The organism is Kitasatospora sp. NPDC093806, from assembly GCF_040683335.1.
In the GTDB taxonomy this organism is placed as follows: Bacteria; Actinomycetota; Actinomycetes; order Streptomycetales; family Streptomycetaceae; genus Kitasatospora.
Map to the genome: position 1 here is coordinate 73,867 of NZ_JBFBDO010000021.1, position 23,197 is coordinate 97,063.

A 23,197-nucleotide genomic window follows, 5' to 3' on the forward strand; every position below is an offset into this window, starting at 1 on the left:
AGACATGACGGTCCACGACGACGACACGGACACCCCGGCGGGCGGGGACCTCACCACCCACGACGACCTCACCGCCGACGACCTCACCGCCGAGGAGCTCGCCGCGTTCAGCCGCACCCTCGGCCGGCTGCGCGCCCTCCCCCTCCGCAACCGGACCAGACTGCACGCCGAGCGCCAGCTCCAGTCCTTCTACCGCGAGAGCCGCAAGCTCCGCCGCCAGGAGGCCCGCGACGAGACCCGCGCCGCCGACGCCGCCCTGCTCGCCACCACCGCCACCGGCGCCACCGACCGCCGCGAGGACGCCCCGCTCGCCGCCCTCGCCCCCGCCGCCGCGCCCGTCGGACGGCTCCGCGCCGGCCGCCGCTGCTACGTCTGCAAGCAGCCGTACCGCGAGGTCGACGCCTTCTACCACATGCTCTGCCGCCCCTGCGCCGCCGACAACACCGCCCGCCGCGCCCTCTCGACCGACCTGCGCGGCCGCCGCGCGCTGCTCACCGGCGGCCGGGTCAAGATCGGCTTCCAGCTGGCCCTGATGCTGCTGCGCGACGGCGCCGAGCTGATCGTCACCAGCCGCTTCCCGCACGACACCGTGCGCCGCTTCCGGGCCGCCGAGGGCAGCGCGGACTGGTGGGACCGGCTCACCGTGGTCGGCATCGACCTGCGCGACCCGCGCCAGGTCCTCGGCCTCGCCGAACAACTGCGCGCCGAAAGACGGCCGTTGGACATCCTGGTCAACAACGCCGCGCAGACCCTGCGCCGCCCGCCCGAGTCCTACGCCCTGCTCGCCACCGGCGAGCACGCCGCCCTGCCCGCCGCCGACACCGCCACCGTGACGCACGCACCCGGCTTCCGGCCGATGCCCGCCCTCGCCCCCGCCTGGCCGACCACCGAACTCACCCCCGTCGAACCGCCGTCGGCCCTGCTCCCGCTCCCGCTCCCACTCCCCGCGCAGACCGACGAGGCCGGCCTGCTCCCCGACCTCGCGCCCGCCAACTCCTGGTCCGCCCAGCTGGGTTCGCTCGACCCGGCGGAGGTCCTGGAGACCCAGCTGGTCAACGCGCTCGCCCCGGCCCTGCTCTGCGACCGGCTCCTCCCCCTGCTGCTCGCCTCCCCGCACCCGCGCCGCTACATCGTCAACGTGACCGCGGTCGAGGGCCGGTTCGCCGTCCGCAACAAGACCACCCGCCACCCGCACACCAACATGGCCAAGGCCGCCCTCAACATGCTCACCCGCACCAGCGCCGAACAACTCGCCGCCCACGGCGTCCACATGTGCGCCGTCGACACCGGCTGGATCACCGACGAGAACCCGGCCCCCAAGAAGTCCCGCCTCGCCGCCGCCGGCTTCCGTACCCCCCTCGACATCATCGACGGCGCCGCCCGCGTCTACGACCCCATCGTCCGCGGCGAAGCCGGCACCCCCGTCTCGGGCGTCTTCCTCAAGGACTACCGAGAGGCCGCCTGGTGACCGAGCACTCCGCCCACATCCCCGTCCACCTCACCCACGACCCCGAGGCCGACGCCGCCTACCTCCACCTCGTGGCCCCCACCCGGACCCCGTTCCACGCCGCCCGCCAACTGGTCATCGAGGACGAAACCGGCGACATCGTCCTCGACTTCTCCCCCGAAGGCCACCTCCTCGGCATCGAACTCCTCGCCCCCACCCACCAATTGCACCCCACCCTCCGCCCGTAACACCGCACCGCCGGCGTGACCGACGACCTCAAGGAGGTGACAAGACAGATGGACGACGACCTCCGGCGCGCGTGCGCGGCAGCACTCATCGGGCTGGCCCGGAGCGACGACTACCGCGACCGAGCCGACGCGGGTCGCGCGCTCGCAAGCTTCGCCGAACTTCCGGAAGCCAGCGGGCCCCTGCTGAAGCTCGTCCTCGACGCGGACGACACCTTTGTCACCCTGACGACGGCCGAGGCCCTGCTCCGGCGGAAGGACACGGCGGGGCTCGCCATCGTCGCCTCCGCGCTGGCAGTCACCGCCTCGGATCACGAGGACTGGATCCACACCGCCGCCGTCGACGTGTTCGGCGTCCTCGCCGCCGACCGGGACAGCGCGGCGGCGCTCTGCGAGGACTTGATACGGAGCACCGACGGCGCCCCCTCCCGGGGAGCCGGTCGGTTGCTGGACATCCTGAACGCGATCGACCCCGTCCTCCGCCCCGCGTAGGCGACGAGCCCCGGGCAGCCACGCGAAGGCCGCCCCCGGGCGTACATTGGGCGCCACGCCGATGAGCACAAGGGGTGGGGACCATGCTGGAGGACGCGCTGATCGCACTGGCCCAGGCGGGCGGCAGCGCCGTCGTCCAGGCGGCCGGCACGAGCGCCTGGAACGGGATCGCGGCCCGCTTCCCGGGCCTCTTCGGACGGCGCGGGGGCGATGAGCAGTCGAACGAGCCCGTCGAGGCCGAACCCGCCCGTCTGCGCCGGACCCGCGAGGCGCTGGCGGCGGCAGAGGACCCGTCCCGGGCGCGGGCCGTCCAGGAGGGCGTCTGGCAGGAGCGGTTCCGGGAGCTGGTCGAGGAGGCCGACGGCACCGAACGCGCCCTTTTGGCCGCCGAGTTGCTGGCTCTCGTCCAGCTCGCCACGGCGACGACCGGCGACACCGCGGCAGCCACCGGCAGCGCCCGCGCCACCGACGGCGGCCTCGCCGTCACCGGCATCCGCCGCACCGGCGGGACCGGCCCCGCCGGCCCGGCCCGCGCCTCGCACACCGGACCGGCCGTCGCCGAAGGCGCGGGATCGAAGGCGATCAGCGGCATCTCCCATGAGTGCTGAGCCACCTTCCGCAGCGCCGGCCACCTGGCAGTCCGTCCTCCACAGCGGCTCGGCCACAGCCGGTCCGGGCGGCACCGCGGTCAGCGGCATCCTCACGCAGATCCTGCTGCCGCCCGAGGCCCTGCGCCCACCCGCACTGGTCGACGCGCCCGACGACATCGACAACCTCCCCCTCCCCAGCCACCACTTCGTCGGCCGCGAACGCGACCTCGACCACCTCGACGCGGCCCTGCACACGCCCGGCGCGGCCCTCGTGCAGGCGGTGTCCGGCCTCGGCGGCATCGGCAAGAGCACCCTCGCCGCGTACTGGGCAGCCACCCGCCCGCACGGTTGCCGCCCCGTCCGCTGGCTCAACGCCGACGGCCCGGCCGGCGTCCAGAAAGGGCTCGCCGACCTCGCCACCGCGCTCCAACCCACCCTCGGCACGGCCCTGTCGGCGGAACAACTCGCCGAGTACGCGCTCCAGTGGCTGGCCTCGCACACCGGCTGGCTGCTCGTCCTCGACAACGTCAACGACCCGGCCGACATCGCCACCCTGGTCGCCCGCGCCCCCGGCGGCCGGTTCCTGATCACCAGCCGCCTGGCCACCGTCTGGACGGACGCGTCGACGCTGGTCCGCCTCGACACCCTGAGCCCCGACGAGTCGCTCGCCCTGCTCACCGGGGTCGTCACCGTCCACGGCCCGCGCGAGCTCGACGGCGCGGCCGAACTCTGCGCGGAACTCGGCCACTTGCCGCTCGCCGTCCACCAGGCCGCCGCCTACCTCGCCCAGTCGCCGTTCCTCAGCCCGCGCGACTACCTGGCTCTCCTCGCCGAGGACCCGCACACCCTGTACGCCCACGGCGGCGCCACCACCCCCGCCGACCGCACCATCGCCCGCATCTGGCGGCTCACCCTGGATCAGTTGCACGCCAAGCTGCCGCACACCACCTACTTTCTGCGCGCGCTCGCCTGGTTCGCCCCGGACCGCATCCCCGTCGAGCTGGTGGGCGGTTTGGGAACGCCCGCCCAGATCAACACCGCCATCGGCCTGCTCGCCGCATACGGGATGATCACCCTCGACCCGGAGACCGGCACGTTGTCCGTCCACCGCCTCGTCCAGGCCCTCGCCCGGACCCCGGACCCGGCCGACCCTCACCGGACGGCCGACCTGGTCCGCATGGCCGCCGGTCTTGCCGCCCAGCAGCTGAGCACCTGCTCCCCGGAGGATCCCTCAGACCCGCTCAGCTGGCCAACCTGGCGCACTCTACTTCCACACGTCCAGAGCCTCGCCGAGCGCACCCCGGAAAACGACGCCAGCACGAGTTTGCTGACCCTGCTGTCCGATCACGGCAGCGCCCTCGACCACCAAGGGCTCAGCCACCTCTCCGTCCCCCTGTTCGAACGCTCCCTCCCCCTTGCAAAGCTCCTCCTCGCCGACGGCCATCGTGAGATCCACAGCGTCGCCAAACTGCTCGGCTCGGCCCTCTCGAGCGCAGGTACCCACAACCGGGCACTCGAGCTGCTCCACATCCTCCTCCGCACGCAGGAAGAGCACCTCGGCCCCGACGACCCGACAACCGGAGAGACGCGCCGAGCACTTGCGGTGGCGTACCTGCGAGCAGGAATCCACCACAACGCGGTTCCCCTGCTCGTGCAGTGCATTCAGGCCGCGCAGCGAATCAAGGCCCCCAGCGAACCCACGCTACTCGCCCTCGAACGCGACCTTGCGCATGCCTACCAGCTCGTCGGCGACCATACTCACGCGCTGACCATGCTGCACAACCTCGTCCCCCGAACGGCCGCCTACTTCGGCAACGACGACCCCCGCACCTTCGCCGCCCGCCACAACCTCGCCACCACCTGGTTGGACATCGGCGACTATGCCCGAGCGATCCCGCTGCTCCGGTCACTCCACGCGGACCGGACACGGATCCTCGGCCGAGACCACCCCAGCACCTTGACCACCGAGGCCCATCTCGGCGCGGCCTACCAGGCAGCAGGAAATCACCAACGGGCCGTGCACTTGTTCCGGCAGGCTTTCGACGGCTTCGAGCGAGTCCTCGGCATCGACCATCCCACCAGTATCCGGTTCGGCTGCGACTTGGCCGACGCACTCGTACTGACAGGCGAGTTTGCAGCAGCGGTCGCCCTCTACCGGCACACCCTCGATGCCTCCGCACAACACTTCGGCTGCGACCATCCGGAGGTCGAGGCCATCAAAGACAACCTGGCTCGCACTGTCGAGTTCGCCGAGCGCAGGGAATCCGCGCGTTAGGCCTGCTTCCCCGTACGGCGGATCACTGCCGTTCCCGCTTCCAGGTCTATGCCCATGCGGGGTGGGGCGGCGGAGGAGTGGTCGTCGTCGCGGAGGAGGAGTTGGGTCTGGCGTTGTTCGATCTGGACGCGCTTGTTGCCGTTGAAGAAGGCCTGGAGCTCCTCGACGGCCGTCATGCCGAGGCCCGGGGTGCCGGACGGGCGGAGGTGGGCGCGGGCGAGGATGCGGCGGTGCAGCCAGGCGGGGCGGCCGAGGCGCAGGATGGCCGCGCGGGCGGCGGCCAGGAGGAAGGGCAGGACCACCAGGAACGTCATCAGCACAGTGCCGGTCATCGCCATCACGGACACTCAACGCCCGGGTGGGCCGGGGCCGTTCCCGTGGGAACGGCGCGGGAACGGCCCCGGTGCCGGCTACTCCTCGTCGACCGGGCGGATGAACTCCAGGGTCCAGGTCTCCTGGAAGTCGGGCTTCGGCTCGGTGAGGCCGATCTGCGCGCCGCGGTGCTCGGCGGCTTTCCGCCATCCCGAGGACGGCGCGGACTGTTCGATCATGCTTCCGGCCTGGCGAAAATGAATTCGACCCCGCACAGGAAGTCGGACCCGCCGACTTCCTGTGCAGCGGCCGACCGCGCTACGGCGCCGCCACGGGTTCGTCGTCGTCGACCTCCAGGCCGTACGCCACGACGGCCTGGCGCAGCCCGCCCGGGTAGCCGGCGAGGGCGGGGGTGAAGTCCCAGTCCCCGGCGGCGTCGCGGTCGAAGCGGCCCAGGCGCATCGCGGTGTTGGTCCCGGCGCCGTCGGCGAGGTGGACGATGGCCGCGTCCTGGTCGGCGCCCGCTTCGAGGATCAGCGCGGGACCGGCGAATCCGGCCATGGAGGCGTCCGGGTGGTTCTCGGTGTCGGCGGCGGCGATGACGACGAGGCGGTCGGCCTCGGCGGGCAGCGCGTCGAAGTCGACCATCAGGCAGGCGTTGGCGTCGCCGTAGCCGGTCACGAGTCGGACCGAACCATCGGGCGTGGAAGCGTTGTTGTAGAAGACCAGGTGGTCGTCGGAGAGGGCGCGGTTGCCCTGGCAGACCAGGGCGGCGATGTCGTACTCCTCCTCGCCGGTCCAGTGCAGGAGGAGCCGGGCGGGCTCGGCGGCCACCTCGATGGCCGCCTCCTCCCCAACGGCCTCCGCGCCGGCAGCCTCCGCCCCGTCGGCGCCGAACTGGGCCGCCGCGAACACCTCGTTGAAGCCGTGGTGCTTGAGCAGTCCGACCAGTTCGGCCCCGTTGATCAGCGTGATCGGCTTGCCCGACACGAACTGGTGCGAGCTGGGTCCGAACTTGCTGGTCGTGACGAGCACGGCCTTCGTCGCGGCCTGGTCGTGCTGCAGGGTGCCGTAGAGGTCCCGGACGGCGGACGGCGTCACCGTGTCGCGGTAGCGCTTGACCTGCACGATCACGTTCCCGCCCCGGAACGGGTCGGTGTCGATGCCGCGGACGTCCACCCCGCCGTCCCGGGAGCGCGCGGTCAGCTCGACCTTCATGCCCATGGCCTCCATCAGCCGGGCGATCAGTCCCTCGAACTCCACCGGGTCCATCTCCAGCAGCAGTTGGAGCTCACGCACCCGCTTCGCCATCCGACCGCGGTTGGCGTTGGTGTCGTCCCGGAGATGGCGGAACAGCATGCGCTGCGCCCGCCGTTCGGAGGTGTCGGGGTTGCTGAGGCGGTGAAGCTTCCGGCTCCGGGACATGTGGTGGCTCCCTCGATGGTGACTGCTGTTCGCAGCCGTCACCGTAGGCGAATCACCGACGCTCCGTCAGTCTTGTGGCCGAACCGAAAGCTTCGGATCGGTCACGGTCGGCGCGGCTCCCCGCAGTGACTCACCTCCGTAGCGGGCGGCCAGCATCCGGGCGGTCTCCGCGATGCGCGCGCGGAGTTCGGCGGGCGCCAGGACCTCGACGTCGGCGCCCAGCCGCAGGAACTCCCCGTGGGCGTGGTCGACCGACTCGATCGGCACCCGCGCCTCCGTCCACCCCCCGTCCGCCGCCGGTGCCACGCCGAGCCGGCGCGCGCCCTCCGGGGTGAGCCGGACGACGGCCTCCCCGGTGTGCAGCCGGGCCCGGAAGTCGGCGAGGTAGCCGGCCCAGTACGCGGTCAGGTCGAAGCCCTCCGGGGCTGCGAACTCCTCGTCCAGCGACCGGAGTCCGAGGATCTGGTCGACCCGGTAGGTGCGGATCCCGGACGGCCCGCCCGCGACCAGGTACCAGCGCCCGGCCTTGAGGACGAGCCCGTACGGCTCCACCCGCCGTTCGATCTCCGTCGGCGCGCGCCAGCGGCGGTAGTGCAGCACTACCGCCCGCCGCGCCCACACCGCCGCCGCGACCCCGGCCAGGTGCGGCAACTCGTCCGGCTCGCCGCCACCGTACCGGTCGCCGCCGTACCAGCCGGGGGCGTCGAGCAGGAAGCGTTCGTGGACGCGGGCGGCATGCTCGCGCTGCTCGGCCGGCAGGGCGGCCCGCAGCTTGAGCCGGGCGGTGGTGAGCGCCTCGCCGAGGCCGAGTTCGGCGGCGGCGCCGGGGAGCGCGGTGAGGAACGCGGCCCGCGCCTCGTCCGGGGTCAGTCCGGTGAGCCGGGTGCGGTAGCCGTCGACCAGCCGGTAGCCGCCCGCGTGCCCGGCCTCGCCGTACAGCGGGATGCCGGCGGCGCCGAGCGCCTCGACGTCGCGGTAGACCGTCCGGACGGACACCTCCAGCTCCTCCGCCAGCTCGCGGGCCGTCATCCGGCCCCGGTCCTGGAGCAGGAGGAGCAGGGTGACCAGCCGACTCGCACGCATGCCGCCCAGTATCGTCCGTCCCAAAACGCTCCGGGACGCGGTACCCGCCGCGGTCGGCCCGGGCCGGACCTCCCGCAGTACTGCTCACCCCCCAGGGGTCACCTGGCCCGGGAGGGCACCCGGGCTACCCGGACCGGAGGGGAGCATGGCCAGGAGCCCGTCCTTGTCGACGGTGAGGGGGTTGGACAGGGTCGCCGCGCTGCAGAACCCGTAGGCGTACATGTTGAAAGGCTGCGAGCTGCTGTTCCGCCCGCCGACGAACCACCCCCGGGGGCCCTGGTCCCACCACGGGGTGCTGGCGGTCAGGGTGAACGCTCCGGGCCCGCCCCCCGCGAACGCGCCGCCGCTGACGGCCAGTTCGCCGGGCGGACACGGATTGGTCCTGACCGTGCCCTCCTGCCCCGGCTGCAGGACGAGGTAGCCGCCCACCACGTGGATCTCGGTCGGTGCGGCGGCGACCCGGGCGCGGTCGGTCTGCTGCGCGTAGGCGATGCCCGATCCGGCGGCGAGCACCGCCGCGACCGCGACGACGATGGCGCGATGGCGTTTCACGAAGACCTCCCGTACGGCTGATGTGTCGCGAGGCTCCATTGCCGCGTCGGGGGTCTTCCACCCGCCCATTCACACGGATGCCGCAAGAGTGAACGATTCGCCGTCACCCGTCCGAGTGTGTCCACGGAGCCCGCAGCCGCACCCGCAGCACATCCGCCGCCGCACCCGCACCCGCCGCCACATCCGCCGCCGGTCCACTGACAGGAGGTGTCAGTGGACCGGCCCTAGCCTGCGGCGCATGAGCATCGTCGAACTCCGGCAGTACACCCTGCACCCCGGCGCCCGCGAGACGCTGATCGAGCTGTTCGAGCGCGAGTTCGTGACCGGGCAGCAGGCCGTCGGCATCACCCTCGGCGGCCGGTTCCGCGACCTGGACGACCCGGACCGGTTCGTCTGGCTGCGTGCCTTCCCCGACATGGCGCACCGGCGGCGCGCGCTGGAGGCGTTCTACACCGGGCCGGTCTGGCGGAAGCACCGCGAGGCGGCCAACGCGACCATGATCGACAGCGACGACGTCCTGCTGCTGCGCGGCCCGGGCTTCACGCCGCCGCCCGGCGCCCGCGAGGTCCTGGCCACCGTCTGCCACCCCGCCGATCCGGCCGCCTTCGACGCGTACGCCGCCCGGCACCTGGGCCCGGAGCACGCGCTGCACCGCACCGAGCACGCCGAGAACGACTTCCCCGCGCTGCCCGTCCGCACCGGGGAGGACGTCCGAGTCTGGTTCGGCCCCGCCGCCGAACCGGCCCTCGAACCGGCCCCGTGGCCGACCCGGCCGCTGCGGCTGGAGCCGGTGGCCTGACCGGTGCGGTGAGACCACCGGTGTTCGCCGTGGTGGGATGTGGCGGCTTGCCGCGGCGGGAGAAGCCCCCCACCCCGGCGCCCGGCGGTGTCAGCAGATCTTGCCAGGCCGGGCCGCGGTGGCCTTGAGCAGATCCCGCAACAGGCCGAGGTCGACGTTCTCCGGCCTGCGGAACCGCAGACAGCCCTTGCCCATGTCCTGCCCGGCCAGCCGGTCCCCGAACGCCTCACGAACGTCATCGCGCATGAGGTAGAAGGAGATGTACCGCTTCTGGCTGGCGAACGCGATCTCACAGACGCCGTCCCGCTCGTACGCGGGCATCCCGTACGCCATGACCTCGTCGAAGCCCTCCAGCTCCCGCCGGCACAGCCGCCGCATCTCCGCCAGCACAGCTCGGCGTTCCTCGGGGACCTCGGTCAGGTAACCGTCGACATCGCTTGCCTTGCTCTGCACCACTTTGTGAGGCTATGCCGGATCCGGGGGCCGTACCAACAGGTCGACACCTAGGAGATCGGGCCGAACGGATCGACCGTGAGCGCCCGCCCCCGGACGGCGGAGTCGGCGGGGTCGGTCGGGGCGGCGCCCCGGTCGGCCCAGGCCAGCAGCACCCGGGGGCCGACGGCCAGGTCGAGGAGCGAGGCGCCGGCGAGCTGGAAACGGTCCTCGGCCGTGCCCTCGCTCACCTCGATCTCCTCCGCGACGGTGCCCTCGTCGGCGCCGAAGACCTTGGCCCGGACGGTCGGAACGGTGCTGAAGGTCTCGGCGCTCTTCTGCACCCAGCCGAGCACGAACCGCCGGTTCGGCAGCGGCGCGAGCGCCGGCGCGGAGGCGTTGATCCCGTCCGCGTCGGTGGCGAAGAGGCTGACCTCCTTGCTGCCGTCCGGCCGGAACACGGACGCCATCACGTTGCTCAGCTCCACCCCGATGTCGCTCTGCCCGAGCTTCCGGACGTGGGCGATCACGAACCGGCCGTCGTCGAGCAGCGTGACCGCCTTCCCGCCGTGGAACCCGGAGAGGTTGGGCACCACCTCACCGGCCGTCGGCGCGCCCTCGAAGTCGAGCACCCGGAGTACCAGCGCGCCGCCCGCGACGGCGGACGGGTCCCGGCCCCACAGCGCCACGTGGCCCCCGGTGGTCCGCTTGACCAGCGGGTTCTCGTGGAAGCCGTCCGTCGCGTTGACGGTGAGCTCGTCGCCCGCCTTCGACCCGTCGGGCCGGAACCGCTGGACCCGGATGCGCCGGTCGGACCGCGCGTCCGCCCACACCACCAGGCAGCCCCCGTCGATGGTGCTGGTGACGCCCGGTCGCTGGGTGGGGTCGACGTCGTCGGTGCTGACCTGGATCTCCGGACCGGCCTTGCGGGCCTCCAGGTCGAACCGCTGGAGCTTCACGTGCGGCCGGGGCCCCGGCGGGTTGATCGCCGCCTCGACCCAGACGACCACCGGACCGTTCCCGGTTGAGGTGGCGGCGGGGAACCTCCGGTCGGTGTTGGACGGGTCCGCGCTCGGCCCGTTGACGATGAACTCCTCCCGGAAGCGACTCCCGCCCGCCCCGAGGAACTGGCCCCTGATCGCGAACGCGCTCGCGTCCTGCCAGGCCACCAGGTAGTGGCTCTGGAGCAGCTCGGCGACCGCCGGCTGCTGCTGGATCCCCGCCGTCGTCGTGTTGATCAGGATCTCGCCCATCGGTCACCTCGCGGTGTTGTCACGCTCCGTCGCCACCGATGGACCCCTATCGGGGCGCTCCTGGTTTCCACAGTGGCACACCCGAGCCGTGCGGTCCTCCGGAGGCGGAGCCTGAGGCTCGGATGCGCGCGACCCGAACGATTCAGGGGGTTCTTGTCAGGCCTTCGGAGTCCTGGCCGTGACGATCAGGGTTCCGATGTGCCCCTGGGTCGGGGCGTCGAGAACCGCGGCCTTCACCGACTCGAATCCGCTCCGTCGAAGCATGTCGGCCCACCTGCGGGGCGTGTAGGAGTAGCGGTACGTGTACAGCGCCCTCCCGGCGAACCCTCCCTTGTACATGCCCTGCGGGCCGTAGGCACCGGGGATGGCGGGGGGTTGCGAGAAGGCCAGGACGCCGCCGGGGTTCAGCCGGGACGCGATGAGGGGGAACAGCTTCAGGGGATCCGTGAACCAGACCGCTCCGAATACCGAGTAGATCGCGTCCCATGTCTCGTCGGTGCCGCTCAGGTAGTCCAGGACCTCGGCGCAGTGGATCCGGACGCCGGAGGGCCCCCAGCGGTCGGAGACCTTCTCGACCATGACGGGCGAGAGATCGACGCCGGTGACCTTCACCCCCCGCTCGGCCAGCGTGGCCAACGCGCGGCCGGTGCCACACCCGATCTCCAATGCACTGGCCGGCGATCCGAGCAGCTCCGGGCCGGGCCCGTGGTCGGCGTACTGGGTCCAGCGGAAGACCGGCCCGGCGTCGAAGACGTCGTCCTTGATGCCGGCCGCGTACGTGTCCCAGAGTTCGCGCTCGGATTCGATGTCGTGCTGTGCAGGCAACGGGCTTCCTTTGAAGAGGAGTTGGAAGGATGGTGCCCCTGCCCCCAAGATACGGGGGCAGGGGCACCTTGGGTTTTCCGATCAGTGGCTGTCGGGGACCTTCGAGTCACACGGGGAGCAGTCCGCCCCGTCGACCGCCCAGAGCTCCTCGTCGGCGTCGAACCCGTTGCCGCGCAGGAACTCGGCGGTGCGGATCACGAGGCCGTCGCCACGTCGCTGGATCAGGGGGGCGTGGTGCTTGTACCGGCCGGCGTTGTACGCCTCGCAGATGGCGAAGTACACCGGCGTGTCCAGCAGGAGCTGGTGGACCCCGATGTCCACGACCTTGCCGACACCCAGGTGCACCTCGGGGTGTTCCATGGCGGTGATCGTGTACGCGATGGCGTTGTCGAGGATCCGCTCCGCCATGTTGCGGACCATGGTGTTGTCGCGGAGCAGGAGCGCGATCTCGCGGTCGTACAGGTCGCCGGTGTTGCCGGGGCCCTCGAACACGTTGTACGTCAGCTCCTTGACGTACGGCCGAACCGCGTTGAGGAGCGCGCGGGGGTCACGGAACTCGGTCTCCGCAGGCGCTTCCAGCGCAACGGTCATGGTTCGTCCCTCTCTCTTCGGTGGCGGTGGGGGTGTGTGATAGACCGTAGGGAGTCGACTACAGCCGGTGCCAGGAAGTTGCACGCGGTTGCACGGCAGTCACCCGAGAGAGTCGATCGCCTCTGTGATCAGGGTGCGCGCGGCGGAGCCGTGCACGGCATCTGCGGACAGCTCCCCGAACCGGCTGACGTACATGGCCACTTCGGAGGGCTGTGTGATCTGGAGGTACCCGGAGACGAGTTCGACGTTGACCTGCGACGAGTCGTAGAGCGAGAACGCTTCGACGTGCATCGAGTGACGCAAGTAGCCCCTCGGGACGATTCCCAGGCTCACGTTGGCCAGGGACGCGACAGAGATCAGGTGGGCAAGTTGGCCGGCGGCCACCTCCGCACCTCCAAGGCCGTGGTGCAGGCATGCCTCTTCGATGATGAAGGCGAAGGTCTTCCCGTGGTCCTTCAAGATCTCCTGCCGCTCCATGCGCACCTGCACGGCCGCTTCCACGTCGTCCACAGCAACACGCCGACGTTGGGTGGCCCGGAGTACCGAGCGGGTGTAGTCCCGGGTCTGGAGGAGACCGTGCAGGATGCCAGGCGTGTACGCCCGGAACCGCGTGGTTCGCTCGTACAACGGCAGGACCATCTCCTGGGCGCGCTTGAGCCCGCTCCGCTCCATGCGTCGCCACTCGGTGAACATGGTCTCCACCGAACGGAGGGAAGCCACCAGGTCCGCGGCCTGGCCATCGGCTCCGCAGGCCCGGCACCAATCCCTGATGTCCTGCTCGGACGGTGCGGTGATCGCGTTCTCGATGCGGGAGCACTTCGACTTGCTCCAGCCGCAAGCGAGGGCGAGAGCAGGCCCGGTGAGCCCGGAGTCCTTGCGGATCTCCTTGAGCCGTTCGGCCAGAGCTTTCCGGGCCTGCTGAACGCTCGACGAGCGAGAGGTACGCATCTCGTTCGACTACTTGAGCACGTAGTCCTCGTGCGGAGTCGCCCTATGCCACACGGTCTCGAAGGCGTTCTTCACGAGTCGAACGATGTCGGGTTCGCTCGTCCACTCCCGGTCCACCACATCCCCGTCACCCGAGAAGAAGGTAAACATGATCCTGGAGTCGTCGAACATCCACAGGTCGGTTCCGGGCAGAGCAATGTCTGCCGCCAACCGGCGTGGAAGCCAGCGGACCTGCTCGCCGATGGCCACGTTGAGGAATGTCACGTGGTGCTCGTAGCGGATGTACTCCGTGACCGGCTCGGAGACGAGACGAGCCCGGCGCATGACCACGCCGCGGTCGATCGCCTCTCCGGCGAAGTCGGTCCAGTTCCGGAACCACGCCGGCCGGTCGTCGGGGCCGTAGCGAAGGCCCTCCCGATAGCGCTGGAACTGCGGGTCGTTCGGCGTGTAGGTGTCGCGCATCTCCAGGTGCACGGCGGAGAACTCGGCCTCCGCCATGGCGGTGGCGATCGGGTTGGCCACGCTGCTTCTTCTCTTCCTCTTGCGTGGCCAGCCTTGCGGCGAGGTCCACGACGAACTTGATCGTTTCTTCCGGGAGGCGGATCACGGTCTCGTGGTCGGGCACGCCAGCCGAGTGCCCCGCGTAGTTGCACAACCGATGGATTCATCCTGGCGCGCACACGACCGGCATGTCAGGCGTTTCCGATTCCGACGGTCCGACATGCCGTGCTGTCGTCGAGTACACCGAGGGGCACGTCCTAGGCCCCCTAGGCTGCTTCGTATGACGATGAGAAGCGGTGACGTCCTCGTGGTGACCACCACGCACGACGACGAGGCGAAGGCGCGGGCGCTGGCGGCGGACGTGGTGCGGGCGCGGCTCGCGGCGTGTGCGCAGGTGTACCGGATCCAGTCCGTGTACTGGTGGGAGGGCGCGGTGCAGGACGCGGCCGAGTGGCGGATCGACTTCAAGACGCGCGCCGGCCTGGCCGAGGCGCTGGAGCGGTTCATCGGCGAGCGGCACGAGTACGACACTCCGGAGGTCGTCGCCGTGCCGGTGGTGACGGGGAGTTCCGAGTACCTGGAGTGGGTGCGGGCGGAGACGGCCGGCGAGTAGCACAGGAAGTCGGCGGGCCCGACTTCCTGTGCGGGGGGGGGAGTTTCAGGGGGACGGGGCGATGGTGGTGACGGTGGGGTTGGGGGTGGGCGGTTCGGTGGGGTGAGCAGTGCGGTGGGGGAAGGCCCACGCGGTGAGAGCGAGCAGGAGGGTGAGCGGGAGGACGGTCAGCGCCGCCACGTGGGTGGCGCTGGGGAGTTCAGACGGCGTCGGTTGCATGGGTGGGGGCGTCGGTGGAGGTGAGGTCGATCTCGGCCCAGACGGTCTTGGCGCTGGGGTCACGGGGGACGGTCCCCCAGCGGGAGGCGAGGGCGTCGATGAGCGTGAGACCGCGCCCGGACTGGGAGTTGGGGGAACAGGCGCCGGGGAGGACGGGGTGGCGGTCGCCCCGGCAGTCGGACACCTCGATGCGGAGCACGGTGGTGCGCGAACGGCGCGCGGTGGTGAGGGAGAGCGCCAACTCGAACCCGCGCCCCGGCACGCGCCCGTGGGTGGAGGCGTTGGTGGCCAGCTCCGCGACGATCAGGAGCGCGGAGTGAAAAGCCTCGGGGGCGCGGGAGTTGATACCCCAGGAGGTGAGGTGCTGCCTGGCGATGCGACGGCCGATCGCGGCTCCTTTGGGGGTGGAGGAGAGGAGCGCGGCGTGGGCGCGCGGGGATTCGTTATCCCGGGGGAATTCGGACTTCATGGGTAAAGCGTGACGGCCCGGGCGTACGCTGACCATGCATTCGATCAGTACTCAGGGTTATTGGTCGGATGCGGAGCGCTTACCTGCGGGTGGGTCGTGATTAACCGAGCGAACGTACGGGCGAGCAAGGGTGGGTGGATTCCATGGCCGGGATCGAGCGGACGGTGTTCGAGGCCGACGACATGCCGGAGGGCTCCGAGGGGGTGGCGGAGTTCTTCAGCGCGGTAGGGAAGTTGGTGAAGCTTTTTCGGGAGCGGGCGGGCCTGACGCAGCGCCAGATGTCCGAGAGGATCGGTTTCACCGAGGACCACATCGGCTCGGTCGAGCGCGGCCGGCGGACGCCGAGAATCGAGTTCCTGACGGCGGCGGACGAACTGCTGAACGCGGGAGGGGCGTTGATTGCCGTCGCCGACGACGTGATGAAGGCGAAGGTGAGGGTGACCAGCCGGCACCCGGCCTACTCCAAGGCCTTCACCAGCGAGGAAGCGAAGGCCATCGAGATCCACGACTTCAGCACGATGGTCGTGCCGGGCCTGCTTCAGACTGAGGCGTACATTCGCGCGCTGTACGAGATGCGACGCCCCCTGCTCTCCCCGGAACAGGTGGACGAGTGGGTGGCCGCCCGACTGGAACGGCAGAAGCTCCTCACTCGCTGGCCGCTGCCCGTGATCAGCTGGGTGATCGACGAGGGCGTCTTGAGGCGTCCGGTGGGCGGCCGAGAGGTGCACGCAGGACAGTTGGAGCACCTGCTCAAGGTCGGCCAGATTCGCGGTCCTGAACTTCAGGTGATGCCGACGAGCAGGACCGAACACTCGGGGATGGGCGGCTCGTTCATCCTGCTCACGCCAGCCGGGCGGCCGCAGATCGGCTATGTTGCGGCGCAGCATGTCAACAGGTTGATCACGGATCCCGAGGAGGTCCGTAATATGGCCGCACGGTACAGCAGCATCCGGGCTGAGGCGCTGAGCCAGCGGGAGACCCTGGCCCTGATCGAGCAGATTCTGGGAGAACTGTGAGCATGGCCGAGTTTACGTGGTTCAAGAGCAGCTACAGCACGAACGAGGACGCTGCCTGTGTCGAAATCGCCTGGCACAAGAGCAGCTACAGCAGCAACGAGGGTCCCGCTGAGTGCGTCGAGGTAGCGGAGATCACCGCCGCCGTCCTCGTCCGTGACTCCAAGGACAAGGGCGGCCCGCACCTCACCTTCAGCCCCGACGGGTGGCAGGCCTTCGTCGCCTTCGCCGCCACCGCCGAGGTCTGACGACCCGCTCCATCCGCACGGCCCGTCGCTTCGTCAGCGGCGGGCCGTACAGATTCCCGCTGTACGGCTGAGCGGGCGAGCCAGGGCACCGACCACCGCGCCCAGTACCAGGCCGACGAGGCAGTCACAGACGTCCTGCGCGTCGCAGGCACGACCGATGGCGGGGGCGGCGTATTGGGCGGCCTCCAAAACAAAGGGGAGGGCGGCACCGGCGGCCAGCACCGCGACCGCCCTGCGGCGGGAACCGGCGAGCGCCGCGACGACGCCGATCGGCGCGAACATCAGAATATTCAGATCGGCCTGCCGCGAGGTGAACCACTCCCCCGGCGGACGAACCCGGATCACACCGAACGTGCAGTGGTGGACGACGCCGTCCCACCCCAGGTCCTGCCAGAACGCGCGCGGCGTCGTGGGCAGCAAGGTCAGCGTGGCCACCCCGCCCAGCGCGAGCAGCAGCAAGAAGCCCACGCTCCAGTGCGCGCGCAGCAGCCGCCCCACCGGCCGGTTCAGCAGCGCGGCCGGCACCAGTGAGGCGAACAGCCCGGGCCAGAACATCGGCAGCCCGTGCAAAACAGTCTTGATCACGCACCAACGGACGCCCGCAAACCACCAACGGTTCTGGCAGAAATCGAAAAGGTCTGTTCACGATCACACCAAGTGTGGTCCAGCCGGGTGCACTTGAAGGGATTTCGGAGTTCGAACGGTGAAGCTCACCCTCCTTGCCGGGCGTCGCGGACGCCGCGCGACATGCGTTCGGCGATGGCCGCGACGAGGACGCGCGGCCGGCGCGGCGTCAGGTGGGCGTTGAGGGCGTTGCTCAGCCCCGGAGTCACATAGGCGCGGTCGGCGGCGAGCGCCTTCAGCGCGGCCTTGACCACCGACTCGGGGGTGGCGAAGGAACCCGTGACGGCGGCCTTCCGAGTGCCGATGACCTCGAAGAACGCCGTCTCCACCGGCCCCGGGCAGAAGGCGAGGACGCGAATCCCGCGGCCCCGGTACTCCTGGCGCAGCGCCATGCTGAAGTTCAGCACGAAGGTCTTCGACGCGCCGTAGACGGCCAGGTACGGGGTCGGCTGGAAGGCGGCCGTGGACGCCACGTTGATCACCGAGCCCTTGCCGCGCGCGAGCATGCCGGGCAGGAGCTCATGGGTGAGGTCGACCAGGGCGACGACGTTGACCATCAGCTGGTCGTGGTCGCGCTGCCCGTCGATGGCCTCGAAGCGCCCGCTGGTGCCGAAGCCGGCGTTGTTGACCAGCAGGTCCACGGTGAGGCCGCGCTCGTCGAGCTCGGCGCCGATGCGGCGGGCGGCGTCCGGGACGGCGAGGTCCTGGACGAGGACGTGGGCCGTGATGCCGTGGGCGTCACCGAGGCGCTTGGCGAGCTCCTCCAGGCGGTCGGCCGAGCGGGCGACCAGGACGAGGTCGTGGCCGCGCGCGGCGAGCTGGGCGGCGAACTCGGCACCGATGCCGGAGGACGCGCCGGTGATCAGGGCGGTGGAGGCGGTAGGCACGGTGTTGCTCCTCTTGTCAGCTCGATCTGTGACACGAGAGTATCGGATAATCAGAGATCTGCAACACCCTTGTTGCAGTTAGTGGACGAGCCGTTCCCCCGCTGTACCGTTCCCCGGTACGGCAGAGCTGGAGGCACACACATGAGCAACACCGCCGGGCGTCCGCTGCGCGCCGACGCCGAACGCAGCGTCCGCGCGATCCTCGCGGCCGCGGAACGCGTCCTGGCCGCCAACCCGGGCGCGTCCATGGAACAGGTCGCGGAGGCCGCCGGGGTCACCCGGACCACCGTCCACCGGCGGTTCGCCAACCGGCAGGCCCTGGTCGAGGCACTGGCCGCCGAGGCCGCCGCCAAGCTCGCAGAGGCCATCGAGGACGGCTACCCGGAGACCGCCCCGCCGCTCGTCGCCCTGCACCGCGCGACCGCCAACGTGCTGCGGGTGAAGGGAGCTTGGGGCTTCGCGCTCGGCCCGGCCGTCCTCCAGAGCGAACAGGCCGCCCGCACCCACGCCGAGATCGCCCGCCGCTGCGTCGAACTGCTCGGCCGAGCCCAGGGCGAGGGCGTGATCGCGGCGGACGCGGACCTGGAGTGGGTGCGGCGGGTCTTCTACGCCCTGATCGGCGAGGCCCTGCACGGCGGCGAGCACGGCACCGAGACTCCGGACCAGGATCCCGACGTGCTCGCGACCCGGATCGTCGACACCCTCCTCCACGGGGTCGGTCCACGCCTGGGGTGACCTTGGCAAGACGGTCGTTTCGTATGGTCATCGCCCCGGAGAAGGGGTGCGGGAGGGGCGCGCGAGCCCGCTCTCACCACCCCGATGCGGCGGGCCCGCCGCCCACCCTGCACCGCCCTCCCCACCCCGTTCGCCGGGCCACCACAGGCTCCCCTCCCCCAAACCGGCGCGCGGGAGCCCGTCCACGAACCTTCCGCACCACCGGGCGCCGCCCGTCCGGTCTTGGCAGCGGCTGCCACGACGGTCGACGCTCTGTGCACAGCCGATCATCGGCTCGTCGGTTCATTACCGGACTCGTCCGTCCACATCCGTTCGGGGAGGAAACCCATGAAGCTCTCGCGCACCCACGCCACCGTCGTCGCCCTGCTCGCGGCCGCCACCACCGCGCTCGCCGTCCCGGCCCACGCCGCCGGGGGGAACCGCGCGCTCAGCCACTTCGACGACGGCAGCTTCGAGTCCCCCAAGGCCCCGGCGAACTCCTTCACCGGCCTGGCCGCCGGTCAGGTCATCGGCCCGTGGCGGATCACCGCCGGCAGCGTCGACCTGATCGGCGCCGGCTTCTGGCAGGCCGCCGAGGGCGACCAGTCCGTCGACCTCAACGGCGGCAACGCCGGCACCATCGCCCAGACCTTCACCACCGTCCCCGGCACCACCTACTCCGTCACCTACGCCCTGGCCGCCAACCCCGCGGGCGGACCGGCCGTCAAGACCGGCCGGGCGCTGATCGACGGCCAGGACTTCCAGGACTTCTCCTTCGACTCCACCGGCAAGACCATGGCCGCGATGGGGTACGTGGGGCGGCAGTTCAGCTTCGTCGCGCAGAACACCTCCACCACCCTGACCTTCGCCAGCACGGTGGCGGGGGCGTACGGGCCGGTGCTCGACAACGTCCAGGTGAAGGAGTGCAAGCCGTGTTGCGGCGGGTGACGGGCGGATGACCGGCGCGGGCCCGCGCCGCCACCACCGCTGAACCCACCGGAACCGCACCGGACCGCCGCCCGCCCCGCGTCTCCCCCCTCGCGGTGCGGGCGGCACCCGTGTTCCGTCGGGATCCGGGCCGACCAAGGGCCTCAGCGGCAGACGTCCGGCTCCTGCTCCGCGCGCAGGGTCTCCGCCAACGCCGCCAGCTCGCGCTTCTGCGCGGCGACGGCCGACTCGTCCGCCCGCGAGGGGAACAGGCCGGGGTCCAGCATCACCGAGACGAACGCCACTCGGGTCGGGTCGCTCGCGCAGCGGTCCACCGCCGCGGCGGTGCCCAGCTCCGTCCTGACCCCGCGGCCGGCCAGCTCTCCGGCCGAGACGCCGCCCTGCGAGTCGCTGACCTCGGCCTTCGAGCTCAGCAGGCGGACGGTGAGGGCCTCCTCGCCGTCCACCGTGATCGTGCAGGTCCGCAGGGCACCCAGGTCACCCTCGGCCGGCGTCTCCCGCCGCTCCTCCACCCCGGCCCGGCCCTTCGGCAGCAGCGCGTTCAACGGGGTGCCGGACGCGCGCGGCAGGCCGCAGAGCGTCTGCCGCACGACGGGCTCGGCGTCGTCGCCCCCGACCAGCACCACGCCCCCGGTCACCGCCGCCACGGCCACGACGGCGACAGCGCCGACGAGCACCCGGCGCCGGGCGGACGGGCGCCGACCGCCACCCTGCAGTTCCTCCGGCTCCTCCGTCGGCTCGACTGCCGCCGCCTGGTCCATCGCCTGGTCCATCCGGACCTCCCCCGTCCCGGCGGGGCGCACCCCGCGATCTCCGCGCCGCTCGTCGGCGCAGCGCAGCGTACCGGCCAGGGGCGCACGAGGACATCGAGTATCAGGAGTACGACCTCACCACAGCGCCACGCTCCGGACCACCAACCCCAACCCCACCACCAGCACCACCAGCGCCGTCACCAGGCTCCCGTAGGGCGTCCAGCGGCGGAGGGCCGGGAGGCGGGTCGTGCCGAGGGCGGCGAGACGGGTGCCGGTGCCGGAGAGGAGGAGGCCGGCGGCGGTGAGGGCGAGGGCCATGCCCGCCCCGTAGCCGAGGACGAGCAGCACACCGAAGGACGTCCGGCCGAGGGCGACCGCGCCCAGCAGGATCACCAGGGCCGACGGGCTGGGGACGAGCCCGCCCGCCAGCCCCACACCGAGCAGGGACAGCCTGCCGCCGTGGTGGCGATGGTGGTGATGGTGATGGTGATGGTCGTGCTGCCCATCGTGGCCGTGATCGTGATCGTGATCGTGGTCGTGGTCGTGATGATGGTGACGATACCCGCCGCCCGCCAGGCCGCGGAGGGCGGTGACCACCAGCCCCGCCCCGATCGCCGCGATCAGGGCGCCACCCGCCGCGCCGAGCCAGCCGAGCAGGTGCTCGCCGACCAGCGTCATCGACGCCGTCAGCACCAGCCCCGTGATCAGCACCCCCGCCGTGTGGGTGGCCGTCACCGTGGCCCCGACCGCGACCGCCGCGCGGACCCCGCCCCGGCGCCGGGCCAGGCAGGCGGCGACGGCGAGCTTGGCGTGACCGGGGAGGGCGGCGTGACCGGCCCCGAGCAGCAGCGCGAGGCCGAGGGCGAGCAGGCCGACCGGGACGGTGAGGTCCGTCGTCGTGGCGAGCGCGGCCAACCGCCGTTCCAGCGCCGGGAACAGTACGGGTTCCCCACCGGGCGGCGCCTGCGCCGCGCCTCCGGAACGCGCCGCCCGCCCCGGAGCGGCCGTCCCCTCCGCCGACGGCTCGGTCCGCAGCGCCGCCGACACCACCGCCGGCGGCTGACCCGCCAACTCCTCCGGATAGACGCGCAGTTCGTCGCTGACGCTGGCCGCCGGGACGTCGGAGGCGGACAGCCGGACGTGGTCGCCGCTCGCGCTGACCTCCTTCCAGCCCACCCGGCCCCGGTCGGCCCCGGAGTCGAAGGTGACGGCGGCCGGGCGGCTGAGGTCGGCCGGCGCGCGCAGGGTGCAGCTGAGCCGGGCGGTGGGGAGGTCGGCGGCGCCGGGGCGGTACTCCAGCGCCGCACCGGCGACCTCCCAGCGCACGGCCGCCCCGTCCACCGACCCCCGTGCCGCGACGGCCAGTTCGCCGCACCGGACGCCCGCCCGCGCGGCCGCCTCCGGTTCGCTGACCCGGCCGTCGCGGTCGGTGTCGGTGGCCGTCTGCTCCTGGGCGGTGGGGATCTCGGCGGTGTCGACGACGGCGGTGTCCTCGATCCGGTCGGGCAGCAGCCGCAGGCCGTCGTACCGGTTGACGGTGAAGTTGCCGAGCGGGTGGGCATGGGCGGCGGGTGCGGGGCCGGCGGCGGCCACGACGGCGAGCAGGCCGGTCGCGAGTGCGGCGCGCAGGCGGTGCCGGGCCGGTGGGCGGGTCATTCGGGCTCTCCTTCGGGGAGCTGGGCGAGCAGCGCGGCCGCCTCGGGCGCGTGGTACGGGGAGAACCGGGGGTTGCGGGCGAGCGCGGCGCGCAGATGGTCGGCGGCCTCGGCGCGGTGGCCGAGGGCGTGCTCGACCACACCCAGGTGGTAGTCGAACGCCGCGCTGTGCCAGCCGGTGCGCGCCGCCTCGTGCAGCAGGTCGAGGGCCTCGGCGTCCTGGCCGGCCCGGTGCAGGGCCCAGCCGAGGGCGTCGGCGACCAGCACGCTGCGCCGGGCCGCCCACTCGCCGCGCAGCAGGGTGACGGCGGTGGCGGGGTCGCCGTGGTCGGCCAGGTAGCGGCCGAGGTAGGGGTCGACGGGTGCGCCCGGTCCGGCGGATCGCAGCAGCCGGACCTCCGCCGCCAGCGCGGCCAGCGGTTCGGCGGCTTCCGCCGCCCTGCCGTCTGCCAGCAGCAACTCCGCCTGCTCCAGCAGGAATTGCGGGACCGGCGCGCGGGCGGCCAGCGCCCGGTAGCGGGCCGCCGCCTCGTCGACGGCGCCCTGCGCGGCGAGGACGCGGGCGAGGCCGGCCTCGGCGTTCCGGTCGGCGGGGGCGGCGGCGAGGGCGGCCCGGTAGTGCTGCCCGGCCTCCTCGATCCGGCCGTCCTCCCAGGCGAGGTCGCCCAACCGGTGCTCACAGAAGGCCTGGTCGGCGGGGTTCGTCGCGCTCTCGCGGGCCCGGTCGAGGGCGATCCGGGCCTCCGCGGCACGCCCGTGGGTCTCCAGGTCGTACGCGGCGCGGGTGTAGCCGGCGACGGTCGGGGCGAGGTCGAGCAGGCGTTGGGCGGCGGCGGTGGCGGCCGGGTAGTCGCCGAGCTGGATCTCGGCGTCGGCGAGGACGGCGTAACCGGCGGGGCGGTCGGGGGCCATCACGGTGGCCTGCCGGGCGTACTCCTCGGCCTGCCCGAACTCATGGCGGGCGGCGGAGAGTTGGCCCAGGCCGAGGACGGCGTCGTAGTTGCGCTCGGGGCGCAGGGCGAGCGAACGGCGCAGGGACTGTTCGGCGGCGGCGAGGTCGGCGGCGTCCAGGGTGAGGCGGGCCCGGTCGATCTCGGCGAGCGCCAACCGGGCCCAGCCGTCCGGGTCCTGCGGCCGCTGCTCGGTCGCGGCGCGGGCGGCGGCCACCGGGTCCGGCTCCGCGACGGTGCCGGAAGTGGACGGGCTCACGGCACCGGGACCACCGGGCGCGGCCGCAGGACCCGGACGGCTGGGCCCGGTTGGCGCTCGCCGAGATCGACCGGGC

General features: G+C 72.0%; 29 protein-coding genes. 11 read left to right on the forward strand and 18 right to left on the reverse strand.

Annotated elements, in window-relative coordinates; translation table 11 throughout:
* Positions 1-4: 4 nt before the first annotated feature.
* From AB0N76_RS13820 to fxsT, 5 genes are all read left to right on the forward strand, one after another.
* Positions 5-1,468: an SDR family NAD(P)-dependent oxidoreductase gene (locus AB0N76_RS13820; protein WP_363556582.1), complete on the forward strand. Its 1,464-nt coding sequence runs from the start codon at positions 5-7 to the stop codon at positions 1,466-1,468.
* Complete coding sequence (locus AB0N76_RS13825) at positions 1,465-1,695, forward strand: DUF2283 domain-containing protein (RefSeq protein WP_363556584.1); 231 nt, start codon at positions 1,465-1,467, stop codon at positions 1,693-1,695. Before AB0N76_RS13820 ends, AB0N76_RS13825 begins: the two co-directional genes overlap by 4 nt.
* A 15-nt stretch (positions 1,696-1,710) precedes the next feature.
* Positions 1,711-2,184: a hypothetical protein gene (locus AB0N76_RS13830; RefSeq protein WP_363556586.1), complete on the forward strand. Its 474-nt coding sequence runs from the start codon at positions 1,711-1,713 to the stop codon at positions 2,182-2,184.
* An 83-nt stretch (positions 2,185-2,267) separates the two neighbouring features.
* Entirely contained in the window at positions 2,268-2,792 is a 525-nt protein-coding gene (locus AB0N76_RS13835; RefSeq protein ID WP_363556588.1) for a hypothetical protein, read from the forward strand.
* Complete coding sequence (gene fxsT / locus AB0N76_RS13840) at positions 2,782-5,049, forward strand: FxSxx-COOH system tetratricopeptide repeat protein (RefSeq protein ID WP_363556590.1); 2,268 nt, start codon at positions 2,782-2,784, stop codon at positions 5,047-5,049. The genes AB0N76_RS13835 and fxsT overlap by 11 nt, the downstream gene beginning before the upstream one ends.
* On the opposite strand, the gene AB0N76_RS13845 is transcribed toward fxsT, so the two are convergent.
* The 5 genes from AB0N76_RS13845 to AB0N76_RS13865 all read right to left on the reverse strand — a co-directional run bounded on the left by AB0N76_RS13845 (position 5,046) and on the right by AB0N76_RS13865 (position 8,421).
* A complete protein-coding gene (locus tag AB0N76_RS13845; RefSeq protein ID WP_363556592.1) occupies positions 5,046-5,381 on the reverse strand; it encodes a DUF6191 domain-containing protein in 336 nt (111 codons plus the stop codon). The two genes, fxsT and AB0N76_RS13845, sit on opposite strands and share 4 nt — an antisense overlap.
* A 78-nt stretch (positions 5,382-5,459) precedes the next feature.
* Complete coding sequence (locus AB0N76_RS13850) at positions 5,460-5,600, reverse strand: hypothetical protein (protein ID WP_363556594.1); 141 nt, start codon at positions 5,598-5,600, stop codon at positions 5,460-5,462.
* A gap of 79 nt (positions 5,601-5,679) precedes the next feature.
* On the reverse strand, positions 5,680-6,786 hold the full coding sequence (locus AB0N76_RS13855; RefSeq protein WP_363556596.1) for a restriction endonuclease: 1,107 nt from the start codon (positions 6,784-6,786) through the stop codon (positions 5,680-5,682).
* Between the two features lie 66 nt (positions 6,787-6,852).
* Positions 6,853-7,869, reverse strand: coding sequence for a WYL domain-containing protein (locus tag AB0N76_RS13860; RefSeq protein WP_363556598.1), 1,017 nt, complete (start codon positions 7,867-7,869; stop codon positions 6,853-6,855).
* Between the two features lie 84 nt (positions 7,870-7,953).
* Positions 7,954-8,421, reverse strand: a complete 468-nt coding sequence (locus AB0N76_RS13865; RefSeq protein WP_363556600.1) for a hypothetical protein — start codon at positions 8,419-8,421, stop codon at positions 7,954-7,956.
* A 238-nt stretch (positions 8,422-8,659) separates the two neighbouring features.
* On the opposite strand from AB0N76_RS13865, the gene AB0N76_RS13870 reads away from it, so the two are divergent.
* A complete protein-coding gene (locus AB0N76_RS13870) occupies positions 8,660-9,220 on the forward strand; it encodes an NIPSNAP family protein (protein ID WP_363556602.1) in 561 nt (186 codons plus the stop codon).
* A 90-nt stretch (positions 9,221-9,310) separates the two neighbouring features.
* Here AB0N76_RS13870 and AB0N76_RS13875 read toward each other — a convergent pair whose 3' ends face one another.
* From AB0N76_RS13875 to AB0N76_RS13900, 6 genes are all read right to left on the reverse strand, one after another.
* On the reverse strand, positions 9,311-9,676 hold the full coding sequence (locus AB0N76_RS13875) for a DUF1801 domain-containing protein (RefSeq protein ID WP_363556604.1): 366 nt from the start codon (positions 9,674-9,676) through the stop codon (positions 9,311-9,313).
* A gap of 47 nt (positions 9,677-9,723) precedes the next feature.
* Positions 9,724-10,905 (reverse strand): hypothetical protein, encoded by a 1,182-nt coding sequence (locus AB0N76_RS13880; RefSeq protein ID WP_363556606.1) that lies wholly within the window; start codon positions 10,903-10,905, stop codon positions 9,724-9,726.
* 156 nt (positions 10,906-11,061) lie between these two features.
* Positions 11,062-11,730 (reverse strand): class I SAM-dependent methyltransferase, encoded by a 669-nt coding sequence (locus tag AB0N76_RS13885; RefSeq protein ID WP_363556608.1) that lies wholly within the window; start codon positions 11,728-11,730, stop codon positions 11,062-11,064.
* Between the two features lie 81 nt (positions 11,731-11,811).
* Positions 11,812-12,321 carry a hypothetical protein gene (locus AB0N76_RS13890; protein WP_363556610.1) on the reverse strand — a complete coding sequence of 170 codons (510 nt, stop codon included), beginning with the start codon at positions 12,319-12,321 and terminating at the stop codon, positions 11,812-11,814.
* 99 nt (positions 12,322-12,420) lie between these two features.
* A complete protein-coding gene (locus tag AB0N76_RS13895; protein ID WP_363556612.1) occupies positions 12,421-13,269 on the reverse strand; it encodes a helix-turn-helix transcriptional regulator in 849 nt (282 codons plus the stop codon).
* 9 nt (positions 13,270-13,278) lie between these two features.
* Positions 13,279-13,791, reverse strand: a complete 513-nt coding sequence (locus AB0N76_RS13900) for a DUF6879 family protein (RefSeq protein ID WP_363556614.1) — start codon at positions 13,789-13,791, stop codon at positions 13,279-13,281.
* Positions 13,792-14,056: 265 nt separating this feature from the next.
* Here AB0N76_RS13900 and cutA point away from each other — a divergent pair, with 265 nt between their 5' ends.
* Positions 14,057-14,383: a divalent-cation tolerance protein CutA gene (gene cutA / locus AB0N76_RS13905; protein WP_363556638.1), complete on the forward strand. Its 327-nt coding sequence runs from the start codon at positions 14,057-14,059 to the stop codon at positions 14,381-14,383.
* A gap of 45 nt (positions 14,384-14,428) precedes the next feature.
* Here cutA and AB0N76_RS13910 read toward each other — a convergent pair whose 3' ends face one another.
* Both AB0N76_RS13910 and AB0N76_RS13915 read right to left on the reverse strand, forming a co-directional pair.
* On the reverse strand, positions 14,429-14,602 hold the full coding sequence (locus AB0N76_RS13910; RefSeq protein ID WP_363556616.1) for a hypothetical protein: 174 nt from the start codon (positions 14,600-14,602) through the stop codon (positions 14,429-14,431).
* Positions 14,583-15,071, reverse strand: a complete 489-nt coding sequence (locus AB0N76_RS13915; RefSeq protein ID WP_363556618.1) for an ATP-binding protein — start codon at positions 15,069-15,071, stop codon at positions 14,583-14,585. Before AB0N76_RS13915 ends, AB0N76_RS13910 begins: the two co-directional genes overlap by 20 nt.
* A gap of 143 nt (positions 15,072-15,214) precedes the next feature.
* Here AB0N76_RS13915 and AB0N76_RS13920 point away from each other — a divergent pair, with 143 nt between their 5' ends.
* Together AB0N76_RS13920 and AB0N76_RS13925 are read left to right on the forward strand one after the other, a co-directional pair.
* Positions 15,215-16,087 carry a helix-turn-helix transcriptional regulator gene (locus AB0N76_RS13920; protein ID WP_363556620.1) on the forward strand — a complete coding sequence of 291 codons (873 nt, stop codon included), beginning with the start codon at positions 15,215-15,217 and terminating at the stop codon, positions 16,085-16,087.
* Positions 16,088-16,089: 2 nt separating this feature from the next.
* Entirely contained in the window at positions 16,090-16,332 is a 243-nt protein-coding gene (locus AB0N76_RS13925; protein ID WP_363556622.1) for a DUF397 domain-containing protein, read from the forward strand.
* A 33-nt stretch (positions 16,333-16,365) separates the two neighbouring features.
* Here the strand turns inward: AB0N76_RS13925 and AB0N76_RS13930 are convergent, their stop codons facing one another.
* Complete coding sequence (locus AB0N76_RS13930) at positions 16,366-16,917, reverse strand: VanZ family protein (RefSeq protein WP_363556624.1); 552 nt, start codon at positions 16,915-16,917, stop codon at positions 16,366-16,368.
* A 125-nt stretch (positions 16,918-17,042) separates the two neighbouring features.
* Positions 17,043-17,843 carry an SDR family oxidoreductase gene (locus tag AB0N76_RS13935; RefSeq protein ID WP_363556626.1) on the reverse strand — a complete coding sequence of 267 codons (801 nt, stop codon included), beginning with the start codon at positions 17,841-17,843 and terminating at the stop codon, positions 17,043-17,045.
* Between the two features lie 141 nt (positions 17,844-17,984).
* Between AB0N76_RS13935 and AB0N76_RS13940 the strand changes: the two genes are divergently transcribed.
* Both AB0N76_RS13940 and AB0N76_RS13945 read left to right on the forward strand, forming a co-directional pair.
* Positions 17,985-18,578 (forward strand): helix-turn-helix domain-containing protein, encoded by a 594-nt coding sequence (locus tag AB0N76_RS13940; protein WP_363556628.1) that lies wholly within the window; start codon positions 17,985-17,987, stop codon positions 18,576-18,578.
* Between the two features lie 327 nt (positions 18,579-18,905).
* Positions 18,906-19,505, forward strand: coding sequence for a choice-of-anchor C family protein (locus AB0N76_RS13945; protein ID WP_363556630.1), 600 nt, complete (start codon positions 18,906-18,908; stop codon positions 19,503-19,505).
* Between the two features lie 143 nt (positions 19,506-19,648).
* Here the strand turns inward: AB0N76_RS13945 and AB0N76_RS13950 are convergent, their stop codons facing one another.
* The 3 genes from AB0N76_RS13950 to AB0N76_RS13960 all read right to left on the reverse strand — a co-directional run bounded on the left by AB0N76_RS13950 (position 19,649) and on the right by AB0N76_RS13960 (position 23,121).
* Complete coding sequence (locus tag AB0N76_RS13950; protein WP_363556632.1) at positions 19,649-20,278, reverse strand: hypothetical protein; 630 nt, start codon at positions 20,276-20,278, stop codon at positions 19,649-19,651.
* Between the two features lie 114 nt (positions 20,279-20,392).
* On the reverse strand, positions 20,393-21,913 hold the full coding sequence (locus tag AB0N76_RS13955) for a nickel transporter (protein ID WP_363556634.1): 1,521 nt from the start codon (positions 21,911-21,913) through the stop codon (positions 20,393-20,395).
* Complete coding sequence (locus AB0N76_RS13960) at positions 21,910-23,121, reverse strand: tetratricopeptide repeat protein (RefSeq protein ID WP_363556636.1); 1,212 nt, start codon at positions 23,119-23,121, stop codon at positions 21,910-21,912. The genes AB0N76_RS13955 and AB0N76_RS13960 overlap by 4 nt, the downstream gene beginning before the upstream one ends.
* Between the last annotated feature and the right edge of the window lie 76 nt (positions 23,122-23,197).